Origin of the sequence: Streptomyces sp. x-80 (assembly GCF_046549095.1) — a bacterium.
Lineage (GTDB): Bacteria > Actinomycetota > Actinomycetes > Streptomycetales > Streptomycetaceae > Streptomyces > Streptomyces celluloflavus.
The window spans coordinates 361,770-385,617 of sequence record NZ_JAJPWM010000007.1; the positions used below are offsets into that span (position 1 = coordinate 361,770).

Annotated in this window: 16 protein-coding genes and 2 pseudogenes; 8 read left to right on the plus strand and 10 right to left on the minus strand. The window is 73.9% G+C overall.

Features of this window, described 5'->3' with window-relative positions:
- Positions 1 to 144: 144 nt before the first annotated feature.
- Positions 145 to 2,724, plus strand: coding sequence for an aminopeptidase N (pepN, locus tag ACLJWH_RS16875; protein ID WP_411142513.1), 2,580 nt, complete (start codon positions 145 to 147; stop codon positions 2,722 to 2,724).
- 137 nt (positions 2,725 to 2,861) lie between these two features.
- Here the strand turns inward: pepN and alc are convergent, their stop codons facing one another.
- The 7 genes and pseudogenes from alc to ACLJWH_RS16910 form a co-directional block, all read right to left on the minus strand.
- The gene (gene alc, locus ACLJWH_RS16880; RefSeq protein WP_411142606.1) at positions 2,862 to 4,064 is read right to left on the minus strand and encodes an allantoicase; all 1,203 of its coding nucleotides are present in this window, start codon (positions 4,062 to 4,064) and stop codon (positions 2,862 to 2,864) included.
- Positions 4,065 to 4,268: 204 nt separating this feature from the next.
- Positions 4,269 to 5,159: pseudogene (locus ACLJWH_RS16885) on the minus strand (LysR family transcriptional regulator); the annotation flags it as partial.
- A gap of 51 nt (positions 5,160 to 5,210) precedes the next feature.
- Entirely contained in the window at positions 5,211 to 6,185 is a 975-nt protein-coding gene (locus ACLJWH_RS16890) for an acyl-ACP desaturase (protein ID WP_411142514.1), read from the minus strand.
- A gap of 221 nt (positions 6,186 to 6,406) precedes the next feature.
- Positions 6,407 to 6,655: a hypothetical protein gene (locus ACLJWH_RS16895; RefSeq protein ID WP_411142515.1), complete on the minus strand. Its 249-nt coding sequence runs from the start codon at positions 6,653 to 6,655 to the stop codon at positions 6,407 to 6,409.
- Positions 6,656 to 6,789: 134 nt separating this feature from the next.
- Positions 6,790 to 8,451 (minus strand): alpha-L-fucosidase, encoded by a 1,662-nt coding sequence (locus ACLJWH_RS16900; RefSeq protein ID WP_411142607.1) that lies wholly within the window; start codon positions 8,449 to 8,451, stop codon positions 6,790 to 6,792.
- 184 nt (positions 8,452 to 8,635) lie between these two features.
- Positions 8,636 to 10,903: a 4-alpha-glucanotransferase gene (gene malQ / locus ACLJWH_RS16905; RefSeq protein WP_411142516.1), complete on the minus strand. Its 2,268-nt coding sequence runs from the start codon at positions 10,901 to 10,903 to the stop codon at positions 8,636 to 8,638.
- A 6-nt stretch (positions 10,904 to 10,909) separates the two neighbouring features.
- The gene (locus ACLJWH_RS16910) at positions 10,910 to 11,182 is read right to left on the minus strand and encodes a hypothetical protein (protein ID WP_094795008.1); all 273 of its coding nucleotides are present in this window, start codon (positions 11,180 to 11,182) and stop codon (positions 10,910 to 10,912) included.
- A 507-nt stretch (positions 11,183 to 11,689) separates the two neighbouring features.
- Here ACLJWH_RS16910 and ACLJWH_RS16915 point away from each other — a divergent pair.
- On the plus strand, positions 11,690 to 14,872 hold the full coding sequence (locus ACLJWH_RS16915; protein ID WP_411142517.1) for a beta-N-acetylglucosaminidase domain-containing protein: 3,183 nt from the start codon (positions 11,690 to 11,692) through the stop codon (positions 14,870 to 14,872).
- A 159-nt stretch (positions 14,873 to 15,031) separates the two neighbouring features.
- Here ACLJWH_RS16915 and ACLJWH_RS16920 read toward each other — a convergent pair whose 3' ends face one another.
- Positions 15,032 to 15,568 carry an HNH endonuclease gene (locus ACLJWH_RS16920; RefSeq protein ID WP_052855783.1) on the minus strand — a complete coding sequence of 179 codons (537 nt, stop codon included), beginning with the start codon at positions 15,566 to 15,568 and terminating at the stop codon, positions 15,032 to 15,034.
- 290 nt (positions 15,569 to 15,858) lie between these two features.
- On the opposite strand from ACLJWH_RS16920, the gene ACLJWH_RS16925 reads away from it, so the two are divergent.
- Positions 15,859 to 16,944, plus strand: coding sequence for a mechanosensitive ion channel family protein (locus ACLJWH_RS16925; RefSeq protein WP_411142518.1), 1,086 nt, complete (start codon positions 15,859 to 15,861; stop codon positions 16,942 to 16,944).
- Between the two features lie 126 nt (positions 16,945 to 17,070).
- On the opposite strand, the gene ACLJWH_RS16930 is transcribed toward ACLJWH_RS16925, so the two are convergent.
- Together ACLJWH_RS16930 and ACLJWH_RS16935 are read right to left on the minus strand one after the other, a co-directional pair.
- Positions 17,071 to 18,117: a DUF4190 domain-containing protein gene (locus ACLJWH_RS16930; RefSeq protein ID WP_411142519.1), complete on the minus strand. Its 1,047-nt coding sequence runs from the start codon at positions 18,115 to 18,117 to the stop codon at positions 17,071 to 17,073.
- A 139-nt stretch (positions 18,118 to 18,256) separates the two neighbouring features.
- Positions 18,257 to 18,454 (minus strand): annotated as a pseudogene (locus tag ACLJWH_RS16935) (DUF397 domain-containing protein); the annotation flags it as partial.
- A 114-nt stretch (positions 18,455 to 18,568) separates the two neighbouring features.
- Here ACLJWH_RS16935 and ACLJWH_RS16940 point away from each other — a divergent pair.
- The 5 genes from ACLJWH_RS16940 (at position 18,569) to ACLJWH_RS16960 (ending at position 23,689) form a co-directional block, all read left to right on the plus strand.
- Positions 18,569 to 18,976, plus strand: a complete 408-nt coding sequence (locus ACLJWH_RS16940) for a hypothetical protein (protein WP_411142520.1) — start codon at positions 18,569 to 18,571, stop codon at positions 18,974 to 18,976.
- Positions 18,977 to 19,036: 60 nt separating this feature from the next.
- Complete coding sequence (locus ACLJWH_RS16945; RefSeq protein WP_367431201.1) at positions 19,037 to 19,126, plus strand: class III lanthipeptide; 90 nt, start codon at positions 19,037 to 19,039, stop codon at positions 19,124 to 19,126.
- Positions 19,127 to 19,232: 106 nt separating this feature from the next.
- A complete protein-coding gene (locus tag ACLJWH_RS16950) occupies positions 19,233 to 21,200 on the plus strand; it encodes an FtsX-like permease family protein (protein ID WP_411142521.1) in 1,968 nt (655 codons plus the stop codon).
- A gap of 118 nt (positions 21,201 to 21,318) precedes the next feature.
- The gene (locus tag ACLJWH_RS16955; RefSeq protein WP_411142522.1) at positions 21,319 to 22,140 is read left to right on the plus strand and encodes an ABC transporter ATP-binding protein; all 822 of its coding nucleotides are present in this window, start codon (positions 21,319 to 21,321) and stop codon (positions 22,138 to 22,140) included.
- A gap of 340 nt (positions 22,141 to 22,480) precedes the next feature.
- Positions 22,481 to 23,689: an ROK family transcriptional regulator gene (locus tag ACLJWH_RS16960; protein WP_411142523.1), complete on the plus strand. Its 1,209-nt coding sequence runs from the start codon at positions 22,481 to 22,483 to the stop codon at positions 23,687 to 23,689.
- Positions 23,690 to 23,848: the final 159 nt, after the last annotated feature.

Consider the following 23,848-nt stretch of genomic DNA (forward strand, 5'->3'; position numbering starts at 1 on the left):
GTGCTGGCGGGATTCGGACGGGGCATTCGCGGTGGCGGACGGCGCGGCCCGGCGGCCGCGCCGGGATACCCACCGGCCCCGCCGCGGGCGGCGTGGAAGGATGGCCGGAAGAGACGGTCAAGGATGCGAAGAAGGAGTGAACGGGTGCCTGGCACGAATCTGACCCGCGACGAGGCGCAGCGGCGGGCGCGGCTGTTGAGTGTGGACGCGTACGAGATCGATCTCGACCTGTCCGGTGCCCAGGAGGGCGGTACGTACCGGTCGGTGACGACGGTGCGGTTCGACGCCGCCGAGGCGGGCGCGGACTCGTTCATCGACCTGGTCGCGCCGGCCGTGCACGAGGTCGTGCTCAACGGCCGGGCGCTGGATGTGGCCGAGGTGTTCCAGGACTCGCGGATCGCGCTGGCGGGTCTGCCGGCCGGCCGCAACGAGCTGACGGTCGTCGCGGACTGCGCGTACACGAACACCGGTGAGGGCCTGCACCGTTTCGTCGATCCGGTCGACGAACAGGCTTATCTCTACACGCAGTTCGAGGTGCCGGACGCCCGCCGGGTGTTCGCCAGCTTCGAGCAGCCGGACCTGAAGGCGACGTTCCGGTTCACCGTGACGGCGCCCGAGGGCTGGACGGTGATCTCCAACTCGCCGACCCCCGAGCCGAGCGGCCCCGGTGGGACGGTGTGGCGGTTCGCGCCCACCCCGCGCATCTCGACGTACGTCACGGCGCTGATCGTGGGCCCGTACCACAGCGTGCACAGCAGCTGGGAGGGTCCGGACGGGCGGTCGGTGCCGCTGGGGATCTACTGCCGTCCCTCGCTCGCCGAGCACCTGGACGCGGACGAGATCTTCGCGGTCACCCGGCAGGGCTTCGACTGGTTCGAGGAGAAGTTCGACTACGCCTACCCGTTCGGGAAGTACGACCAGCTCTTCGTGCCGGAGTTCAACGCGGGCGCGATGGAGAACGCCGGTGCGGTGACCATCCGCGACCAGTACGTGTTCCGCTCGAAGGTGACGGACGCGGCGTACGAGGTGCGCGCGGAGACGATCCTGCACGAGCTGGCGCACATGTGGTTCGGCGACCTGGTCACCATGGAGTGGTGGAACGACCTGTGGCTGAACGAGTCGTTCGCCACCTACACCTCGATCGCCTGCCAGGCGTACGCGCCGGGCTCGAAGTGGCCGCACTCCTGGACGACGTTCGCGAACTCCATGAAGACCTGGGCCTACCGCCAGGACCAGCTGCCCTCGACGCACCCGATCATGGCCGAGATCCGTGATCTGGACGACGTCCTGGTCAACTTCGACGGCATCACATACGCCAAGGGCGCCTCGGTGCTCAAGCAGCTGGTCGCGTACGTCGGCATGGACGAGTTCTTCAAGGGCGTCCAGGCGTACTTCAAGGCGCACGCCTACGGCAACACCCGGCTGTCCGACCTGCTGGGCGCGCTGGAGAAGACCAGCGGCCGGGACCTCGCGACCTGGGCCGAGAAGTGGCTCCGGACCGCCGGGATCAACATCCTGCGCCCGGAGATCGAGGTGGACGCGACCGGCGCGATCACCTCGTTCGCGGTGCGCCAGGAGGCACCCGCGCTGCCGGCCGGGGCGACCGGCGAGCCGGTGCTGCGCCCGCACCGCATCGCGATCGGCTGCTACGACCTGAAGGACGGCAAGCTCGTCCGCACCAGCCGGATCGAGCTGGACGTGGACGGCGAGCTGACCGAGGTGCCGTTCCCGAAGGGCACCCCGCGCCCGGCCGTGATCCTGCTCAACGACGACGACCTGTCGTACGCCAAGGTCCGGCTCGACGAGGAGTCGCTGAAGACCGTCACCGCGCATCTGGGCGACTTCACCGAGTCGCTGCCGCGCGCCCTGTCGTGGGCCTCGGCCTGGGACATGACCCGGGACGGCGAACTCGCCACCCGCGACTACCTGGCGCTGGTGCTCTCCGGCATCGGCAAGGAGACGGACATCGGCGTCGTCCAGTCGCTGCACCGCCAGGTGAAGCTGGCGCTGGACCTGTACGCGGCCCCGGACCGGCGCGAGAGCGGCCTGGCGACGTGGACGGAGGCGGCGCTGGAGCACCTGCGGGCCGCGCGGCCGGGCAGCGACCACCAGCTGGCCTGGGCCCGCGCGTTCGCCGCCACGGCCCGTACCGACGCCCAACTGGACCTGTTGCAGGGCCTGCTGGACGGTACGGAGGTGCTGGACGGGCTGGCCGTGGACACCGAGCTGCGCTGGTCGCTGGTGCAGCGGCTGGCCGCCACCGGCCGGGCCGACGAGGCGGCCATCGCGGCGGAGCTGGCGCGCGACAGGACCGCGGCCGGCGAGCGGCACGCGGCGACGGCGCGCGCGGCGCGGCCGACGGCCGAGGCGAAGGCCGGGACCTGGGCCGCCGTCGTGGAGTCGGACGAACTGCCCAACTCGGTGCAGGAAGCGGTCATCGGCGGCTTCGTCCAGTCCGACCAGCGGGAGCTGCTGGCCCCGTACACCGCGAAGTACTTCGACGCGGTCAAGGCCGTCTGGGACGCCCGCAGCCACGAGATGGCGCAGCAGATCGCGGTCGGTCTCTACCCGGCCCTCCAGGTCTCGCAGGAGACCCTGGACGCCACCGACGCCTGGCTGGCCGCGGCCGAGCCGAGTGCGGCGCTGCGACGCCTGGTCACCGAGTCGCGGGCGGGCGTCGAGCGCGCCCTGAAGGCGCAGGCGGCGGACGCCGCGGCGAGCTGACGCACAGCGGGTGACAGGGGTGCCCGGGGCCGGTCGGTCCCGGGCGCCCCTTCTGCTGTCCGGCGGGCGCTCCCCTCCGGCGGCGCGGGGCGCGGCCCGGCCGCGGTGTCCGGCCGCGGTGTCCGGCGGGCGGCGGCTCAGCCGGTGAGGGCGTCGAAGCGGCGGACGAGCGCGGTGCGGCCGACGGCGGTGAGGCTGCCGTGCACCCGCAGGCGGGCCAGCCCGCCGTCGGGGAAGACGTCCAGCCGGAGGTGGGTGGCGGTGACGGACGCGGGCAGGACGAAGCGGTGCGGGGTGTCGGGCTGGAGCGCGGTGCGCGGCAGGATCTCGGACCACGAGGCGTCGTCCGCCGGGTCGCCGGCCGTCGCGTCGCAGCCGTGGAGGGCGGCCCAGCCCGCGGAGTTGCCCTTGAGGTAGGCGGTGTCGATCTCGACGGCGCGGATCTCGCCCTGTGCCGCGAGGCGCAGCCGCACCCAGTCGTGGGTGCCCCGGACCCGGCGGCGGCGGTTCTCCCAGCCGTCGTCCATCTTGCGGGCGAGGTCGGGCCGGATGAGCTGGGCAGGAGAGGAGTAGAAGCGGTCGGAGGCGTCCTCGACCCGGCCGCCGTGCAGTACGGAGGCGAGGTCGAGGGTGCCGAGCGCGTCCAGCCACGCGGGGTCGGGGACGACCTCGCCGTGCACCCGCAGCCGCGCGATGCCGCCGTCGGGGTGCTGCTTGAGGCGCAGATGGGTGAAGCGGCGCTCGGCGGCGACCGGGAAGCCGTTGGCGGCGTGGCCCCGGACGGGGGTGCGCGGGACCAGCTCCGTCCACGTCACGTCGTCGGCGAGCAGCCGCTCGGGGCCGGGGGTGCCGGCGACGGCGGTGGCCTCCACGGTGATCTGCTGGGGGTAGTTGCCGCGGAAGTGGGCGGTGTCGACGACGATGCCGCGGATCACGCCGGGGGCGGCGAGCCGGATCAGCGCCCAGTCGTGGTCGCCGTCGGCGGGGAAGGGACGGTCGCCGTCGGTGCCGCGGCGGCGCCGGGTCTCCCAGCCGTCCATGATCTTGCCCTTGTGGCCGAAGCGCCCGGGGTCGAAGACCGCGGGGCCGGGCGTCAGCAGGTTCTCGCGCTCGGCGAAGAACTCGTCGTTGGCGGCGATCACTCCGGCGCCGAGGCGGCGGTCGGCGAGATCGACGAGCGAGGTGAAGGGGAAGTCCCCGCCGCGGTAGTCGGCGTAGGGGTCTCCGCCGCCGTACGGGGCGGCGTCGTTGACGTGCGGATCAGCGGGTGGATCGGCAGGTGGACCAGCGTGGCTGTCGCTGTACGGACCGGCGGAGCCGGCGTCCGGAGTGGTGGTCATCGCTGCCCTTCGTGGGTCGGCCGGTGCTGCGGACCCGTCCACCGTCGCAGCGGGCACCGCGGTGGTCCATCGAAAGTTCCTGAGGGATACGTTCAGGGGGACTGAACGGTACCGGGCGCCTCCGGGGGCGGCCGGGCGGCGGCCGACGGCGCTCCGGCCGCGCGCCTGGGCGGCGGCCGCCCGGTGGAGCGCGGCCAGCACCCGGGCCGGTCCCGGCGCCCCCTCCCCGCCGCGCCGGACGGCGGCCACCACATACCGGCGCGGCTGGTCGGCGTGGAGCACCCGCAGCGCGATCCCGGCACCGTCCGGCGCGCCCCGGTCCGGGATGCCGCGGCCGCCGGCCAGTGCCATCCGGGGCACCAGCGCGACGCCCATCCCCGCCGCCACCATCGCCAGGATCGCGCTCCAGCCGGCGGCGGCGTGCGCCTGCTCCGGTACGAAACCGGCGCTCTCGCACGCGGCGACGGTGATCTGCGACCAGGGGCCGCTGCTGCCGAAGATCCAGGGCTCGCCGGCCAGATCGGCCAGCCGCAGGGCCGGTTCGGCGGCCAGTGGATGGCCGGCCGGCAGCGCCACGTCCAGCGGGTCGGCGAGCAGCGGTATCCGGCTGAACTTCGGGTCGCGCGGGGCCGGCGCGTGCGCGGCGAGCGAGAGCGCCAGCTCGACGCTGCCCGCCGCCAGCAGTTCGTACGCGGCCGCCGCCTCCGTCTCCCGGACGGTCACCGCCAGGCCCGGGTGGGTACGGCGCAGTTCCCGGACGGCGGGGACGACCAGCGCGGGGATGGCGGTGGGGAACGCGCCGATCCGCACCTGACCGGCCTCGCCCCGGAGATGGCCGAGGAGTTCGGCGTCCGCACGCTCCAGCTGGGCGAAGACCGCCTCGGCGTGCCGCAGCACCAGATGGGCGGCGCCGGTCAGCCGCACCCGCCGCCCGTGGGCCTCCAGCAGCGTGACCCCGAGCGCCTTGGCCAGCCCCGTCAGCTGCTGCGAGACCGCCGAGGGCGTCAGATGCAGCGCCTCGGCGGTCGCGGTGACCGTGCCCAGCTCGTGGAGCGTGCGCAGGATGCGCAGCTTCTTGATGTCCCAGTCGGCCATGCGGGCAGGGTACGCAGCGCCGGGGCGGCCCGGCCGCCCGCTCGTGGGCCGCTAGGCGCGGGCCGCGCGGCGGGCGAGCAGGGCGGCCTGGCGCTCGTCGAACTTCCGCGCCTGGCCGTCCAGGCCGCCCATGAACAGCCCCAGTTCCTCCTGCGCCGCCAGACCGGCCGGGCCGAGGCCGCCGATGTCCAGCACCTTCAGGTAGCGCAGCACGGGCTGGAGCACATCGTCGTGGTGGATGCGCAGGTTGTAGATCCCGCCGATGGCCATCCGGGCGGCGGCCCGCTCGAAGCCGGGGATGCTGTGGCCGGGCATCCGGAAGCCGGTGACCACATCGCGCACCGCGCACATGGTCTGGTCCGGGGCCAGTTCGAAGGCCGCACCGAGGAGGTTGCGGTAGAAGACCATGTGGAGGTTCTCGTCGGTGGCGATCCGGGCCAGCATCCGGTCGCAGACCGGGTCGCCGGAGTGGTGACCGGTGTTGCGGTGCGAGATCCGGGTGGCCAGCTCCTGGAAGGCGACGTAGGCGACGGAGTGCAGCATGCTGTGCGCGTTGTCGGACTCGAAGCCCTCCGACATATGGGCCATCCGGAACCGCTCCAGCTCCACCGGGTCGACGGCGCGGCTGGTGAGCAGGTAGTCGCGCATCACGATGCCGTGCCGGCCCTCCTCCGCGGTCCAGCGGTGCACCCAGGTGCCCCAGGCGCCGTCCCGGCCGAAGAGGCTGGCGATCTCGTGGTGGTAGCTGGGGAGGTTGTCCTCGGTGAGGAGGTTGACCACCAGGGCGATCCGGCCGATGTCGGTGACCTTGGACTGCTCGGGGGCCCAGGCTTCGCCGCCCAGCACCCCGTCGAAGTTCCGCCCGTCGCTCCAGGGCACGTACTCGTGGGGCATCCATTCCTTGGCGACCCCCAGATGCCGGTTGAGTTCCTTCTCGACGACCTCTTCGAGCGCGTAGAGCAGCTGCGCGTCGCTCCATGCGGTCTGGCCGCGCTCTCCGTTGTGGCGGGCGGGGGCGATGGTCACGGGAACTCCTGGGGACGACGATGACCTACGGACCCGTAGGTTACGCCATCGTAGGTTGTGCCCGGTTAAACCCCACCACCCCTACGAATCACCCCAAAACCTCCCGATAGCCACTCCGCAACCCCTTTTCCACCTGCGGAAACGCGTCCGGGGACAACAAAAGGGCGCCCACCGGTTCGGAGGAACCGGTGGGCGCCCTCAAGGCGTCGTGGAGTCTGGTGTCAGCCCTTGGTCCTGGCCTGCTTGCGGGACTTGTCACCCAGCATGACCAGTCCGGCGATGACCAGGAAGAGCACGATCGGCGCAGCGACATAGAGGCCGAGCGTCTCCAGCACGCTCAGGCCCGGACCCGGGTCGTCACCGTCGTCGCGGGTGAGCGCAAACGCGGGGGACGACATCAGCAGCATCAGCGCGGTGCCGGCCGTGATGGTTCCGGCGCGCAGGGCGTTCTTCTTGACCTTGTAGCTCACGGGGTCAACGTATCGGACGCCCCGGCGGCCCGCGCGCGCGGGGTGGGCCGCCGCGCCGCGGACCGTACGGCACCGGGGCGCACGGCAGTCCGGCGGGCCGCCCCGGTACGGGTACCCGCCGGTCCGCCGGCGGTTCAGCGCCCCGTCGCGTGCAGCGTCACCGGCAGCAGCCGCGGCCGGCCGCGGGCCTGGCGCACCGCGACCCGTACGGCCTCGGCGGTCACCGGGGCGGGCAGCGCGAGGATCCGCCGGTACCCGATGGTGGTGCCCGTCGCGACCGTCCGCCACCGCCCGCCGGTCCGCGCCTGCACCGCGAAGCGCTCCACCCGCTGCCCGTACCGGATGTCCTCGGCGAGGCCGATCCGGTCGAAGGTGTACGGCCCGGGGCCCGCGGTGCGCAGGTCCGTGCCGTAGATCCGGTGCACGGCGGCGCCGAAGGCGGTGAGCGAGGCGACGTCCGCGGCGTCGATCCGGCCGTTCCGGGCGGGCGGGACGTTCAGCAGCAGCACGGCGTTGCGGCCCACGCTCTGCTCGTACAGGGCCATCAGCTGCGCCGGGGACTTGGGCCGTTCGGCCGGGTGGTGGAACCAGCCGGGGCGCAGCGAGACATCGGCCTCCGCCGGATACCACTGGAGGTACTTGGTGGTGGGCGCGAGGAGTTTGGCGCGGGAGCCGATGTCGGGGTCGGTGGAGTCATGGGGCAGACCGCCGGCCGGCACCGTCCACGGGTCGGCGGTGGAGGGGGTGACGCTCCACTCCGTCTCGCGCGCGATGCCGTTCTCGTTGCCGACCCAGCGCGCACCCTGCGGCCCGGCGAAGACGACGGTGTCCGGGGAGAGCCGGTGGATCACCTCGAACCACTGCGCGACGCCGTACCGCTGCGTGATCCCGGAGTCCGACCAGGGGTTCGCGCCGTCCAGCCACAGTTCGTCGATCGGGCCGTACTGGGTGAACAGCTCGTACACCTGGTTGAGGTAGTACGCGTCGTAGTCGTCCGCCCGGACGTGCAGGACGGGCAGCCGGCCGCTGCGGACGGCCGCGGCGCGGTCGTCGCCGGGGACGAGGGTGGGGAGGGTGCGCGGGGTGACCGGGCTGCCGTTGCCGAAGCGGCCCAGGCCGCGCGGCGCCCGGTCGCCGTCCTCCAGCGCGACCCGCTCGGGCAGGCTCAGCGGTTTCCCCTCGGCCTGCTTCGCGCGGATCTCCTCGACCCACCGGGCGTGCCAGGCGTGCGGGAGTTCGGCGCCGTCGGAGGGCGAGAGGTAGATGCCGACCTTCAGTCCGGCCTTACGGGCGGCCCTGACGTACGCGCCGACGACATCGGGGCGGCCGGGGGAGGCCGCGACCGAGTGCGGGCTGTAGCGGGTGGGGTAGAGCACGAACCCGTCGTGGTGCTTGGCGGTGAGCATCACCTGCCGGGCGCCGGCCGCCCGGTAGGCGCGCATCCACTGGTCGATGTCGGGCCGGGCCGGACCGGACACGTCGAAGAGCTTCTCGTCCTCGGTGCCCGAGCCCCATTCGCGGTCGGTGAAGGTGTTCATACCGAAGTGCGTGAAGGCGGTGATCTCGCGGCGCTGCCAGGCGAGCTGGCCCTTGGTGGGGACGGTGTGGGCGGCCTTGTCGATGATCCGCGCGGGGGTGTCGCAGGGCTCGACCGCCATCTGGGAGGCGGGCCGGATCCGGTCGGCGCAGGGGCCGGGGCGGCTCCCGGCGGACGGGGCCGGGGCCGGGGCCGGGGCGGCCGGCGACGCCTGGGCGGGCAGGAGGGCGGCGGCGGTGAGCGCCAGCACGCAGAGCATGCGGCGGGCGCCGGGAAGGAGGCGGGGTCTGTGGGGCCGGTCCGTGCGGCGTGCCATGGTTCCCTCCAAGCTCCGCGACCGCGAACGGCCGGAATGATCGGATGTCTGGATGGTGTCCACGGCATGGTGCCGGACGGCGGGCCACACCGGAAGAGTGCGCGTCGGGTCCGCCGCCGGCACCGCTCTAGAGATTCGCCGCGGAGAACTCCCGCATCAGCGCGTGCAGTCGGGGCGACGCGGTCAGCTCTTCGAGCGTCAGGGGCCGCCCGTCGGGACCGGCGATCGGCAGCCGCCAGTTCGGGTATTCCTCCCATGTCCCGGGGAGATTCTGCGGTCTGCGGTCCCCCACCGCGTCCGGCAGCCACACCCCGACCATCCGGGCCGGGGTGCGCAGCAGGAAGCGGTGCACGGCCCGGACCGCCGCCGCCTCGTCGTACGGCCCTTCGGGCAGCAGGCCGCGGCGCGTCAACTCGCCCAGCCACTCGGCGAGTTCGTACCGCGCGCGGGAGCGTTCCCGGGCCGGCGGACCGGCCAGCAGCCCGAGCCGCTCGCGCAGCGCGACGTCCTCACCGGTCAGCCGGGCGGCGGTGGGCGGCAGATCGTGCGTGGTGACGGTGGCCAGACAGCCGCCGCGCCACTCCTCGGGGGCCAGAATCCGCGCCTCGGCCCCGGCGGCCGCCACCACCTCCGTACCGGAAGCCGACGACTCGGCACCGGAGGACGACGCCTCGGCACCGGGCGCCGGCGAATCCGTACCGGAGGCCGACGGCCCGGCATCGGACGCCGGCGGCGGTGCGCCCGCGTCCGGCGCCCGGCCTCCGTAGTCGCGTTCGAACCACAGCACCGAGGTGCCCAGCACGCCCCGTTCGGCGAGCGCGTCGCGGACGCCCGGCGCCACGGTCCCCAGATCCTCGCCGATGACCGCCGCGCCCGCCCGGTGCGCCTCCAGGGCCAGCACCGAGAGCATCGCCTCGGCGTCGTAGCGGACGTACGCGCCCTCCGTCGGCGGGCGGCCCTCGGGGACCCACCACAGCCGGAAGAGCCCCATCACATGGTCGATCCGCAGCGCGCCGGCGTGCCGCAGCACCGCGCGCAGCAGTGCGCGGTACGGGGCGTAGCCCGCCGCGGCCAGCGCGTCGGGCCGCCAGGGCGGCAGACCCCAGTCCTGGCCACGGGAGTTGAAGGCGTCGGGCGGTGCGCCGATGGACATCCCGGCGGCGTACGCGTCCTGCTGCGCCCAGGTGTCGGCACCCGCGGGGTGGACGCCGACGGCCAGGTCGTGCACCAGCCCGACCGCCATCCCGGCGTCGCGCGCGGCCCGCTGCGCGGCGGCCAGCTGCTGGTCGGTCAGCCAGGCGAGGCGACAGTGGAAGTCGATCCGGTCCAGCAGCCGGGCGCGCAGCCGGGCCGTCCCGGACGACCGCGGATCGCGCAGCGCGGCGGGCCAGCGGCGCCAGTCGGGACCGTGCCGTTCGGCGAGGGCGCACCAGGTGGCGTGGTCGTCCAGGGCCTGGCCCCACTCGGCCAGGTACTCGCCGTACGCGGCCCGCCGCCCCGGCGTCAGCGGGACCGCCGCCAGCAGTTCGAGGGCTTCCCTCTTCAGCGCCCAGACGGCGTCCCGGTCGATCGGCGCGCCCCGGTCGAGGACCGCCGCGCGCAGCGCCCGCGCCCGGCCGGCCAGCTCATCGGCGTGCGCCCGTGCGGCGCCCGCCAGCTGGGCGTACTCCGGGATCTGCTCGATCCGCAGATGGACCGGGTCGGGGAAGCGCCGCGAGGAGGGGCGATAGGGGGACGGATCGGTGGGCGGGCCGGGGACGGCCGCGTGCAGCGGGTTGAGCTGGACGAAGCCGGTGCCCAGGGACCGCCCCGACCAGGCGGCGAGGTCGGCGAGATCCCCCAGATCACCCATGCCCCAGGAGTGCCGGGACAGCAGGGAGTAGAGCTGCACCAGGAATCCGTGGGTGCGGCCGGGCGGTGCGGGCACCCGGTCGGGCGCGACGATCAGCCGGGCGCGGGCGGTGCGGCCGTCGGGAGCCCGTGCGTGCAGCGTGTGGATCCCCAGGGGCAGCCCGGCCGCCGATGCGGTCCCGGACTCCGGGTCCGGCGCCGCGCGGCCCCCGGTCCGCCCGCCCCCGGTCAGCCCGCCGCCGGTCCATTCCTCCCCGGTCCGCCCGTCCTCGGTCTCCACCCGCAGGACGGTGCCCTCGGGGAGGCGGGGGAGGCCGGGCGGCCGGTCCCGGCGGGCGACGACGGTGCGGGGCAGCAGGGCGCGGCCCGGCCCCTCCCGGTAGGCATCGAGGGCGGTGCGTACGGCGTCCGGGGTCGAGGCGTCGACACCCAGTGCGGCGAGCACGGCGACGACGGTCTCCGTACCGATGGGGACCGTCCTGCCCGGCGCGGGTTCGTAGGACGTGGCGATGCCGTACAGCCGGGCGAGCCGCGCACGACCCATGGGCCCTCAGACCTCCATGGACTCCGTACCCAGACCGGCGGCCGTCGGCTCGCTGGTCAGCGGCAGCTCCGCGGCGATCGGGACCTCACTGGTCAGCGGCGCGGCGTCGGCGAGCGGCGGCTCGCTGGTGAGCGGCGGCTCGGCGAAGCTGAACGATCCGGCGCCCGCCAGACCCGAGTCCGGGCCGGAGACACCGTCGTACACGTCCGGCTCCACCGGCGCACCTCCGTCCACCGTGCGAGACAGGGCGTCGAACAGCAGCTGAGCGGATGCGGCCACGCGGGCCTCCCGTTCATCGGTAGTGGGACACGTCTGCCCTACCCACTCGGCACGAGCGCAGACGCATCCGCGCCGCCAACGTGACCCACGTCACACCATACCTCTCGCGGGCGATTTCACGGTGCGGACCGCCGACGGACGCAGAGCGTCCGGAGGTACCGGACACCGGGGCGGAAGTTCTCCGGGCGGCCGGGCCACCGCGGCCCTTCACCCACCCGGGCCGGTACCCACGCTCCGGCCACCGCCCGGAGCTCCCCCGGGGCACGGTTGACACCCTCACCGCGGCAGTGGTGGGCTCACCGCCGGAGGCCCGTCCGGGCGGGCACCGGCGAGCGGGACGACGACGGTGGTACGGCCCGCGTACCCCGGCGGGTGCGTGCCGCGGCGCGGTGGCGGGCACCGGCAGGCAGGTGGACGGGACGAGGAGTGGCCGTGCGAGTCCGGGGCATGTGGAGCGTCCGAAGAACCGGTGGGAGCCGGCGGAGCCGTACGGGTGCCCGCGCCCGGGTGGCGGGCACCACCGCGCTGGCCGCGGCGGTCCTCGGCGGGCTCCTCGGCGGTGCGCCCGGCGCCCGTGCGACGCCCGCCGAGCCCGCTCTCGGCACCCCGGACCGGCCCGCCCGGCCGGCCGACGCGGGGCAGCCGCCCGCAGTCTGGCCGCGCCCCCAGTCGATGCGGGAGCTCGCCGCCGCCGTACCGCTCGACGGCGAGGCGGTACTGATGGCCGCGCCGGACACCGATCCGCACACCCTGGACGTGCTGCGCGCTCTGCTGCGCGACGCGGGGGTGCGCACGGTCCACGAGGTGCGGCCGGACGCGGCGCCGCCCGCGGCCGGGCCGGTGATCCGGGTCGGCGGACCGCAGGCCGAGGAGGCGCTGCGGGCGCTGCGCGCACCGGCCCGCGGCGACCTGCCGGACGGCGGCTACCGCCTCGCCGTCGGCCAGGTGGCGGGCCGGGACACGGTCGCCCTGGCCGGTACCGGCCCGGACGGCCTCTTCCACGCCGCGCAGACGCTGCGCCAGCTCGTCGCCGAGCGGCCGGCCGGCGGCCGCGAGCTGGCCTCGGTGGCCGTACGGGACTGGCCGGGCACGGCGGTGCGCGGCACCGCCGAGGGATTCTTCGGCCGGCCCTGGACGCAGGCGCAGCGGCTCGCCCAGCTCGACTTCATGGGGCGCACGAAGCAGAACCGCTATCTGTACGCGCCCGGCGACGATCCGTACCGGCGGACCCGGTGGCGCGACCCGTACCCGGCGGCGCGGCGCGCGGAGTTCCGGGCGCTGGCCGAGCGGGCCCGCGCCCGCCACGTCACGCTGGGCTGGGCGCTCTCCCCGGGCCAGGCGATGTGTCTGTCCTCGGACGACGACCTGCGGGCGCTGCGCCGCAAGGTGGACGCGATGTGGGCGCTGGGGGTGCGCTCCTTCCAGCTCCGGTTCGAGGACGTCAGCTACAGCGAGTGGCACTGCGACGCCGACGAGGACGCCTTCGGCTCCGGCCCCGAGGCCGCCGCCACGGCCCAGGCGAAGGTCGCCAACGCGCTCGCCGGGCATCTCGCCGAGCGGCATCCGGGCGCCGCACCGCTGACCCTGATGCCGACCGAGTACTACCAGGACGGTGCGACGGCGTACCGCGGTGCGCTGGCCAAGGCGCTGGCGGGCCGGGTCGAGGTCGCCTGGACCGGTGTCGGGGTGGTCCCGCGGACCATCACCGGGAGCCAACTGGCCGCCACCCGCGAGGTGTTCGGCCATCCGCTGGTCACGATGGACAACTATCCGGTCAACGACTACGCGCAGGACCGGCTCTTCCTCGGCCCGTACACCGGCCGCGAACCGGCCGTCGCCACCGGTTCCGCGGCGCTGCTCGCCAACGCCATGGCGCAGCCCGCGGCCTCCCGGATCGCGCTGTTCACGGTCGCCGACTACGCCTGGAACCCGCGCGACTACCGCCCGGCGGAGTCCTGGGACGCGGCCGTCGACGATCTGGCGGGCCGCGATCCGCGGGCCCGTGCCGCGCTGCGCGCGCTGGCCGGCAACGACGCCGCCGCCGGCCTCGGCGGGTGGGCGCCGGCGGCCGGCGGCGAGCCGGCGTATCTGCGGCCGCTGATCGACCAGTTCTGGCGGACCCGCGCGGCAGCGGCGGAACGCGGCGGGCCGGGCGACGATCCGGATTTCGTCCGGGCCGCGAAGGAGCTGCGCGCCGCGTTCCGCACCATGAGCACCGCACCGCGGCACCTGACGGCGGAACTCGCCGCCGAAGTGCGCCCGTGGGCCGAGCAGCTGGGCCGCTACGGCAGCGCCGGCGAGCGCGCCGTGGAGGCGCTGACGGCGCAGGCGCGCGACGACGGCCCGGCCGCCTGGTCCGCCCAGCGTGCGGCGCGCGGCCTGCGCACGGAGCTCGGGCGGAGCCCGGTGACGGTCGGCAAGGGGGTCCTCGCGCCGTTCCTGGACCGGGCGATGGCCGAGGCGGACGCCTGGACGGGCGCCCGGAGCGACGCCCCGCCGCCCGCCGAGGCCGCGCACCCCACCTCGCGCACCGTCCCCTTCGGGCGGCCCCGCCCGCTCACCGCGGTCACCGCGCTCACCGAACCCGGCCCGGCGGCGGGCGCCGTCTCCCTGGAGGCGCACGTCCCCGGCGAGGGGTGGCACCGCCTGGGCCGCCTCTCCGGCACCGGCTGGACGGAGTCCCGCACCCGCGGTCTGCGGGCCGACGCGGTCCGGCTGTCCTGGGCCGCGGGCACCCCGGCCCCGTCCGTGCACGCGCTCACCCCGTGGTTCGACGACACCCCGGCGGCCGGGCTCACCCTCTCCCGCGAGGAGGTGGACGCGGAGACCGGCGGCCGGGCGACGGTGGACGCCCGGATCGTCTCCCGCCGCCCCGGTGACGTCCGGGAGAAGCTGACGGTCAAGGCGCCCGAGGGCCTCACCGTCCACGCGCCGGAGCGGCTCACCGCCCCGCGCGGCGCCACCGCCACCGCCCGTATCACCGTCGAGGTCCCCCGGGACACCCCCTCCGGTACGTACGAGGTCCCCGTCTCCTTCGCCGGGCAGGAGCAGACGCTGACCGTACGGGCCTACCCGCGCACCGGCGGCCCGGATCTGGCGCGCGGTGCGCCGGCCGCCTCGTCCGGCGACGAGACCCCGCGGTTCCCGGCGTCCGCCGCCACCGACGGCGACCCCCGGACCCGCTGGTCCTCCCGTCCCGAGGACGGTGCCTGGCTCCAGTTCGCGCTGCCCCGCCCGGCCCGCCTCGGCCAGGTCGTCCTGCGCTGGCAGGACGCCTACGCGTCCGCCTACCGCGTCCAGGTCTCGGCGGACGGCCGCAGCTGGCGCACGGCGGCCACCGTCCGGGACGGCAAGGGCGGCCGGGAGGCGATCCGGATGGACGCCAAGGACACCCGCTTCGTCCGCGTCCAGGGCGATGAGCGGGCGACCCGGTTCGGGTACTCCCTGTGGTCGGTGGAGGCTTACGCCGTGGCAGACCCGGTGGCTGGTGCGGTGGCCGACGGGGCGGCCGCGGGCGGCGGGAGCGGGGGCCGTGGCGACGGGCCCGGCGGGGACGGCGACAAGGCGGCCGGCAAGAGGACGAATTCGGGGAAGGGGCCGGGCACGGGCACCGGGACCGAGCCCGGAACCGGTCCCGGTAAGGCACCGGGTGCCACACGGGAGCGTCCGGCGGCCGACGGCGGCGAGTGACCTACGCCGGCGGCGCACCGGGGCCCGCACCGGGGCCCGCGCGGGAGCCCGCGCCGGGTGTGGCCCGCGCCGGGGGCCGGTCCACGTCCGGGGGCCGGGCGGGAGCTGCGGAACGGTCCCGCGGCTCCCGCCCGGCCCTCGGACGCAAAAACCCGGATCTCACGCCGATACGGCATCGATCCGGGCCAAGGCGTCATCCGCCCCATACGGTTGCAAATACGGCAACCACCGCGGATCACGGTGTCCCGTACCGATGATCCGCCATGCCAGACCGGCCGGCGGGGCCGGCGGATGCCGCAGCCGCCAGCCGATCTCGGCGACATGGCGGTCGGCCTTGACGTGATTGCAGCTCCGGCATGCGGCGACCACGTTCTCCCACGTGTGCTGGCCTCCGCGACTGCGCGGGATGACGTGGTCGACGCTGGTTGCGACGCCACCGCAGTACATACATCGCCCGCCGTCGCGGGCGAAGAGCGCCCGACGGGTCAAGGGAACGGGGCCACGAAAGGGCACCCGCACAAACCGCTTCAGGCGGACCACGCTCGGAGCGGGAATGACACGGGTCGCGCTGTGCATCAGGGCGCCGGACTCCTCAAGGCTGACGGCCTTCTCATTGAGGACGAGGATGAGCGCGCGGCGGAGCGGTACGACGCCGAGCGGCTCGTACGACGCGTTGAGGACCAGGACATGCGGCACGGGTGCCTCCTTGTACGCCGGCGGCGCGTGGCTCGCGCCGGGACGATCTCCCCACAGTGTCCCCCGGTGCCTGGTCGGAGCGCCACCATCACCGAGTAACGGGCCGGAGGTGTTTTCCACCACATCCCGGCACGTCCGTCGGCCCCCGGCTCATTCCGGCCGTTCGAGGACCATCCCCCTCGAACAGGGGCGCGGACCGGTCCCGTTGCCCCGTTAGTGTGGTGGGTCTGCCCGGCCCCGGGGGCGTCCCGCCACGGCCCGGGGCTGTTGTCCTCACGGAAGGTTCCGCTGTGCACTGGTCCGCTTCGCCGGCCGCGCTCGCGCCACTGAGCGCCGCGCCCACCGGCTCAACCGGCCCGTCCTCACTCGACGAGGCCACGGAGAAGGCCACCAACGCCGCGGGCTGGGTGGAGGAGAACTGGGGGACGTGGCTCACGTCGGCCCTGCAAATCGTGCTGATCATCGTGATCGCGGTGGTCCTGCGCCATGTGATACGCCGCACGATCACCAAGCTCATCGAGCGGATGAACCGCACCGCCTCCGCCGCCCAGGGCACCGCACTGGGCGGCTTCCTGGTCAACGCCGAGCGGCGCCGCCAGCGCTCCGAGGCCATCGGTTCGGTGCTGCGCAGCGTCGCGTCCTTCTTGATCATGGGGACCGCCGCACTGACGGTGCTCTCCGTCCTCAAGATCAATCTCGCGCCGCTGCTCGCCAGCGCCGGTGTGGCCGGCGTCGCCATCGGTTTCGGTGCCCGCAACCTGGTGACGGACTTCCTCTCCGGCGTCTTCATGATCCTTGAGGACCAGTACGGCGTCGGTGACGAGATCGACGCGGGCGTGGCCACCGGCACGGTCGTCGAGGTCGGCCTGCGGGTCACCAAGCTGCGCGGCCCCAACGGCGCCATCTGGTACATCCGCAACGGCGAGGTCAAGCGGATCGGCAACCTCAGCCAGGGCTGGGCGACGGCCAACGTCGATGTGCAGATAGCCGCCGACCAGGACCTGGACCGCGCCCGCGACCTCATCACGACCGCCGGCGAGAACATGGCCAAGGCCGAGCCCTGGAACGAGCAGCTGTGGGAGCCGGTGGAGGTGCTCGGCCTGAGCGAGGTGCACCTCGACACGGTCACCATCAGCGTCTCGGCGAAGACCATGCCCGGTAAGGCCCCCGGCGTGGAACGCGAGCTGCGCTGGCGCATCAAGCGCGCCCTGGACACCGCCGGTATCCACCTCGCCCCGCGCACCGCCGCCGAGGAAGCCGCCGCGGCGGCCCCGGACCCGGCCGCCACCATGGCCGCCCCCTCCGCCCTCGCCAGCCCCACCTCCCCGCAGTCCCTGGCCACGAACCCGATCCCGCCGCCGAACCTGGGGAAGTAGCCACCCACCACGTGAAGACGCCGCCCCCGGCTCGGAATCCGAGCCGGGGGCGGCGTCTTCGTACACCGTCCCGCGCACGACGCGTCAGCACTCGCGCATCAGCACGCGCGCGGCAGGCCGTACGCGTCAGAACTTGTGGGTGAAGTGAACCTCGTCCAGGGGGTCCGCGCCGACGTCCAGGTTGACGTAGGTGGGGGCCTTCTCGGTGGAGAAACCGTAGGTCATGGACGCCGTCTGGCCGGGGGCCAGGGAGCCCCCGTGGAAGGCGCCGACCTTGCCGGTCACGTCGGTGATCTCGGCCGTCTCACCGCCGTCGCTGAGCGCCTTGAATATCCCCAGGTTCAAGTCGATGGTCGTGCCGCCCTTGTTGGCGAACTCGACCTTCACCTTGTAATTGAACTTGCCGGTGCCGGAGGCGTACTCGCCAGGGGTGTACGTCTGCGGAGCCGCCGGAGTGATCTCCAGGCCGTTCGCCGCCTTGACGGTGTCCTTGCCGAGGAGGGCGGCCGCGCCACCGTCCTTGCCCTTCTCCTTGGGCCGGGCCTTCTCCTCGGGCCGGTCCCCGGACTCGTCCCGCTCGTCGTCATGGGCACTCGCGCCGTGGCGGGCCCGCGCGTTGTTGTCGTATTCCCGCACCAGGTCGCGCGCCGCGTTGAAGACCACGAAATTCATGAGCAGGGTCAGGACGATGCCGAGGACACCGGTGACGAGGCCCGCGATCGACAACCCCTTGCCGACGCCGTTGCGCCGGGACTTCGACAGACCGACGAAGCCGCAGACGACCGCCGCGATGGCCACGCACACGGAAACGAGGTTGATGAACGGGATGAAACTGCCGAGAAGCCCGGCGCAGCCGCAGACCAGCGCGGCCGTCGCGGCGTGATTGGTCGGCGCCGCGTACGGATACGGCAGCGGCCCGGCCTGCGCCCACTGCTGCGCGCCACCCTGCGGCCACTGCTGCGCCCAGTCCTCCGGCCGCTGCGGCGGTCCGGACGGCGGAGCGAACGGATTGGCCTGCTGAGCGGCGGAGTCGTCCTGCCGGGCAGCGGGACCGGGCTGCTCGACAGCGGGTGCGTCCTGCTGAGCGGCGGGACCGGCCTGCTCGTGGGCGGGAGCGTCCTGCTGAGCGGCGGGACCGGCCTGCCGGCCGGCAGGGTCGTGCTCGGGATCCATGGCGCCTTCCGACGTGGTGACTGGCAATGTGAGGCAGGGGAAGCCCCGCTCCGCGGCGATCATCCCATTTAAGGAGAGAGTAAAGACACTCCGTGCGACGTCCGGGCCAGCGGTCCGGCCCGGCCTGGATCGCGCCGGTGAACGACGCCCACGCCGACACCGGAAAGAGCAGCACGGCGGCATCCGGCCGCTTGCTGTCACGCACGGGAACCCGGCCGGGATGGCCGGGGCAGCCGTCGGCCACCTCGACGCACTTGTCCTGGCCTCCGCTGTAGGAACTCTTGCGCCATATCGCGCCCGCGAGATTCGGTGAGGACGAGAGGCAGTCGCGGCTCATCCGTACTCCTTGACAGGGCGGGCGCTTCGATACGCGCTGCGGATTTCCGCAGGCAGGACGAACGGGCCGGCACGGCGACCAGATCAAACGTCCAGATCCGTCTTCAACGAGCCGATGAAGCACGCCGAAGGATCGGCCGGGGTGGCGCTGGCGGTCCTCGCCCTTCCCGAGGCGCAGGCCACGGCCATCGACGCCCCAGCGATCTTCGCCGCCGCGGCACGGGCGGGCTCGGTTCCGCTCATCGCCCAGAGCGGCCTGTTCAAGGGCCGGGCCGGACTGGCCCACTTCCTGTCGCGCGCCGCTGTACCGCAGCCGCAAGAGCAGGCGGAAGCGGAACAGCACCCTCGGCGGCTGACTTTGCATCTGGCTCCGCAGGAGACTGGCAGGATTGCCCAGGGCGCTCAACTCATGTGGCTCTCCACCGATTTGACTACCGTATCCGCAGGCGTACTGCTGGCCATGGCGGCCTTCCGAAACCCCGGACGGCCCTTGCTCCCTGGTGGTCCCCCGACTTCGGTCTGACCACCGGCCGGACGCACCGCCGGCCCCACCGGCTCGAACCGTCCGAGGAGGCGAACGACTGTGCAGAACATCCTGGCCTTGCAGGAGCTCGACGAGGAGACCGTCCTCGACGCGCCCGGCAGCTCGGTGAGCCTCATCGTCTGCATCTGATGCCAACGCCCCCTGGGGCGGCGGCATAACGGGTTCGGGAAGGCCACGAGGCGTGTGGCCTTCCCGGGCTCTTCCAGCTCAGGACCCCTGGTCAAGAGAGGACGCCATGACACCGGCACCCGGGCTCATCGCCACCCGAGCCCACCGGATCACCCCCTTCCGCTTGTTCGTGTCCGAGCTACGGGCGTATCCGGGAAGAGTCGCCGGGGCAGCCACGGCATTTGCGATCACCGCTGCGTGTGTCAGCGCCGGTGTGCTGCTGCTCGCCGCCAGCATCGGCGCGAGCACGTCCCGGGACGCGGCCGTCGCCGCCCAGGCGGAGGCCGCCGGGAATCTTCTGTCCCTGCTCCTGGGGCTGTTGCTCATGTCGTCCGTGATGGTGATCGGTTCCACGCTGTCACTGTGGACCGCTCAGCGCCAGAGCCAGTTCGCCGTCTGCCGCGCGCTGGGCGTGACCGCCGGACGAGTCCGCCGCATGATCGTTGCTGACGTCGTGCGTCTCGCCCTGCTCACTTCTGCCGTCGGCGCCGCTCTGGGTGCCCTGCCACTCGCCGCCGCCGGACATCGCCTGCTCATCGGGGCCGGCCTGTTCCCGTCGACGCTCGGCCTGCCCGACGCCGCCACCGGGCTGGCGCTGACCGCCGGTGTCTGCGCGTCCCTGTGCCTCGTCGGTGTCCTGGCGGCCTTGTCCTCCGCCGTCGCCGCCGGCCGGGCCGACCCCATCGGCCTGCTCAAGGACGACGGAGCCGCCCTGGCTCCGCGGCGCAGCCGGGCACGGCTGATCACCGGGCTGTCGATGGTCATTCTGCTGTGCGGGCCCATCGTGCTCGTCATGCTGGTCGGCGGCCTGCCGAGCGCGTCCCGCGCCGCCGTGGCCCCCGCGCTGGCCCTGATGATCATCCCTGCCCTGGCGGTGCTCGCCCCCTGGATCGTCCCGTCCCTGACCTGGCCCGTGGGGATCCTCTTGCGTGTCGTCGACCGCCGGGTGGGCCGCATCGCCGCCGCCGGGCTCCGGGCGGCCCCGGTACGCACCACCGCAATCGCCGTTCCCGTGCTGATCGCCGTCGGCATCAGCGTCACCCTGCTCGGCGCTGCGGGCACCGTCGATGCCGCGGTCCAACGGGAGACCCAGCAGAGTCTGCGTGCCGATGGCGTGGTGACCGCGGATCCGGGCACGCTCCTGCCGGCCATCGCGGCCCCCTACCCCGGCGGCGCCGGTACCGCGCTGATCGCCACCACGGTCACCGCGCCCAAGAACACCGCGGCGCCGTTCGCCGGGTTCACGCCTCCCGCGGCCGGGACCCGCGCCTGGGGCGTGGACGGTGACCGGCTCAGCACCGTCCTGGACCTGGGCGTACGCGCAGGCCAGATGGCCGACGTCAAGGGTTCGGCCTTCGCCGTCAGCGCCAACCAGGCCGATGCCCAGGGCTGGCAGGTCGGCCGGCGCGTCCGTATGACGCTCGCCGACGGCACCGCACAGACCTTGCGGCTGGCGGCCGTTTTCGACCGCGCCCTCGCCTTCCCCGAATTCGTCATCCCGGCCCGCCTCGCGCTGGCACACACCGCACACCCCGCTGCGGAGCAGATCCTGCTGACCGGCAGGACCAGCACCTGGCCGGTGCGCGACGGTGAGCACGTGTACCCCCGCTCCGCGTATCTGTCGAGCTTCGCGCCGCGCAGCGCCATCGATGAGATCTCGGTCCGTCTCACCGTCGGCGTGGTCACCGGGTACGCGCTGCTCGCCGCAGCCAACACCTGCTCCCTCGCCCAACGGGACCGCCGCGCACTCCGCAGCCATCTGCGGGCTCTCGGCCTCGGCCGCTTCCAGCTGCTGCGATGCGTCCTCTACGAGGTCCTGGGCGCGGCCGCCGTCGGGCTCGTGCTGGCGGCGGCAACCGCGCTGGCCTGTCTGATGCCCCTCGCCTCGGCGTTCGGCTTCGGCCGGCCGGTGCTGGGGGGCCGTTGGGCCGCCGCGATCCTGGCCGTCGTCCTCACTGCTCTCGTGCTCCCCGGCGTGCTGACGGCCCACCCCCTGCGCGGCATCAAGCGTCAGTTCTCCCAGGCTGCTTCATGACCGGACCGGGCAGGCCGTTCTGGCTCCTGAGCGGCCACGCACTGAGCCTGCTGGGCTCGTCCACCGGACTCCGGCCCCCGCGTCCCGAACAGCCCCCCTCAGCAACGGAGATGCCCGTATGACCCCCCGCTCCCCCCGGACCGGACACCGTCCCACCCCGCCGCAGAGCCCCTGGGCAGCCGTCACCAGCGGACTCTGCAAGTCCTTCGGAACGGGACCGACGCGTGTCATGGCACTGGACCACGTCTCCGTCGCCTTCCGCCGCGGGGAGTTCACGGCCGTCATGGGCCCGTCGGGTTCGGGCAAGTCCACGCTCATGCACTGTCTGGCGGGGCTCGACCCGGTCTCCGCCGGGTCGGCGCACATCGGAGACATCGATATCTCCCGGCTGTCCGACCGCCGGCTCACCCGGCTGCGCCGCGACCGCATCGGTTTCATCTTTCAGGCTTTTCACCTGGTGCCGACGCTGACCACGCTGGAGAACATCACGCTCGGCATGGGACTGACCGGCCGCCGGCCGGACCAGCGATGGCTCGCGCAGGTCATTGCCGCCCTGGGCCTCGAAAAGCGTCTGTCCCACCGCCCGTCGCAGCTTTCCGGAGGGCAGCAGCAGCGCGTGGCCTGTGCCCGTGCGCTCATCGGCCGTCCAGAGATCATTTTCGCTGACGAGCCCACCGGCAACCTCGACTCCCAGGCCGGGTCGGAAGTGCTCAAGCTACTGGAGAGCTGTGTCCGGCACCTCGGCCAGACCATCGTGATGGTCACCCATGACCCGGTGGCCGCCGCGTACGCGCACCGCGTCGTCTTCCTCGCGGACGGACGTGTGGTCGACGATATGCAGGCCCCCAGCGCGGACACGGTGCTCGCCCGGCTCAAGGACCTCAGCGGCCACCGCCCCGGATCGCCCGCTCCGTACAGCGGGCCGGCCGCCGCGCAGTGAGGCGCCCCGGCCGCCGCCGATACGTGCCGCAGCGGCGGTCACCGCGCCCCTCGGCCGACTCGACCAACTGAGCCGCGCCGTAAGGGATTCGTCCCGCCCGGAGGTCCACGGCGGATCCCGTGCTTCCGGGATGCCCCCGTTCGCGCTGACGCTGCCGCGCGCCTCCCCTCCCCGGGCCCGTGTCCGCGACGTGGCGGCGGCAGCGGAACAGGGAGGGCACGCAAAGTCACCCCGCTGAACCCATTGACGGAGCGCAGACGCGCAACCTACCTTCCTGTTCATCGATTGGAAGGTTTCCTAACAGATGGTCGGGGGCGGCTGTCGAGGGACGGGGGCAGTCATGGCAGGTGGGCACGGTGCGCAGGCGACACCCGGAACGCCGCGGGTGTTGCGGGCCATGAACGACCGGGCCGCGCTCGATCTGCTCGTCTCGCAGGGGCCGTTGACCCGTACCCAGATCGGGGAGCTGACCGGGCTGTCGAAGCCGACCGCCTCGCAGTTGCTGGCCCGGCTGGAGGCCGCGGGGCTGGTGCGCAGCACCGGGAACGTGACCGGGCGGCCGGGCCCCAACGCGCAGTTGTACGAGGTCAATCCGGTCGCCGCGCATGTCGCCGCGCTCGCCGTGACGCCGGTGGGGATCACCGCGGCCGTCGCCGACATCACCGGGCGGGTGCTCGGGGAGGACCGGGTCGACACGGGTGCCGCCACCGCGGAGGCGATCGCCGAGGACGTACCGAACCGGACCGCGCAGCTGGTGGCGCGGGCCGTGGACGGGGCGCTGGCCAAGGCCGGGCTGCGGCGCGGGCAGTTGCACCGGGCAGTGATCGGCACGCCCGGCGCACTGGACCCGCAGACCGGTGAACTGCGGTATGCGCCGCATCTGCCGGGCTGGCGCTCGCGGGCGCTGCGGGCAGAGCTGGCCGAGGCGCTCGGCACGCCGATCGTGATCGAGAACGATGTGAATCTGGCGGCCGTTGCCGAGCAGCATGATGGCGCCGCACAGGATTTTGATGACTTTGTACTGGTGTGGGCCGATGAGGGGGTAGGCGCCGCCATCGTGCTCGGCGGACAGCTGCTCCGCGGGGCGACCGGCGGCGCGGGCGAGATCGGCTATATGCCGCTGCCCGGCGCGCCGTTGGCCCGGGATGGCGAGCGCAGTGCCGCGCGGCCGGACGCCGGCGGCGGCTTCCAGCGGCTCGTCGGGTCACCGAGCGTGGTGGAACTGGCGCGGGAGTACGGCGCGCCGGAAGTCCGTACGGTCGATGAGGCGCTGCGCCACGACGGCGTCCGCGCCGAGGTGGCGCGCCGGCTCGCGACCGGACTGGCCGCCGTGGTAGCGGTCGTCGACCCGCGGCTGGTCGTGCTCTCCGGCGAGGTCGCCCAGGCGGGTGGCGAGCCGCTCCGGGCCCTGGTCGAGCGGGAGCTCACCGGGCTCGCACTGCCCCGGCCGGAGCTGCGCCTCAGCCATATCGGCGGAAATCCGATTCTCATCGGCGCGCTGCGCACGGCGCTGGCCGAGACCCGCGATGCCGTCTTCGACACGGCCTGAGCGGGCACCCCGGCCTGACGCCCGGCGCCCGCCGCGCCGCCCCGCTCACCGCAGGCGCGTGCCGCGTCGCCCCATCCCCCGCATCCCCCGCATCCCGCCGGAGCCGTCAGCCGCTTTTCGCGCGCCCCGTCGCCGAATTCCCCGCAGTACCCCTCACTC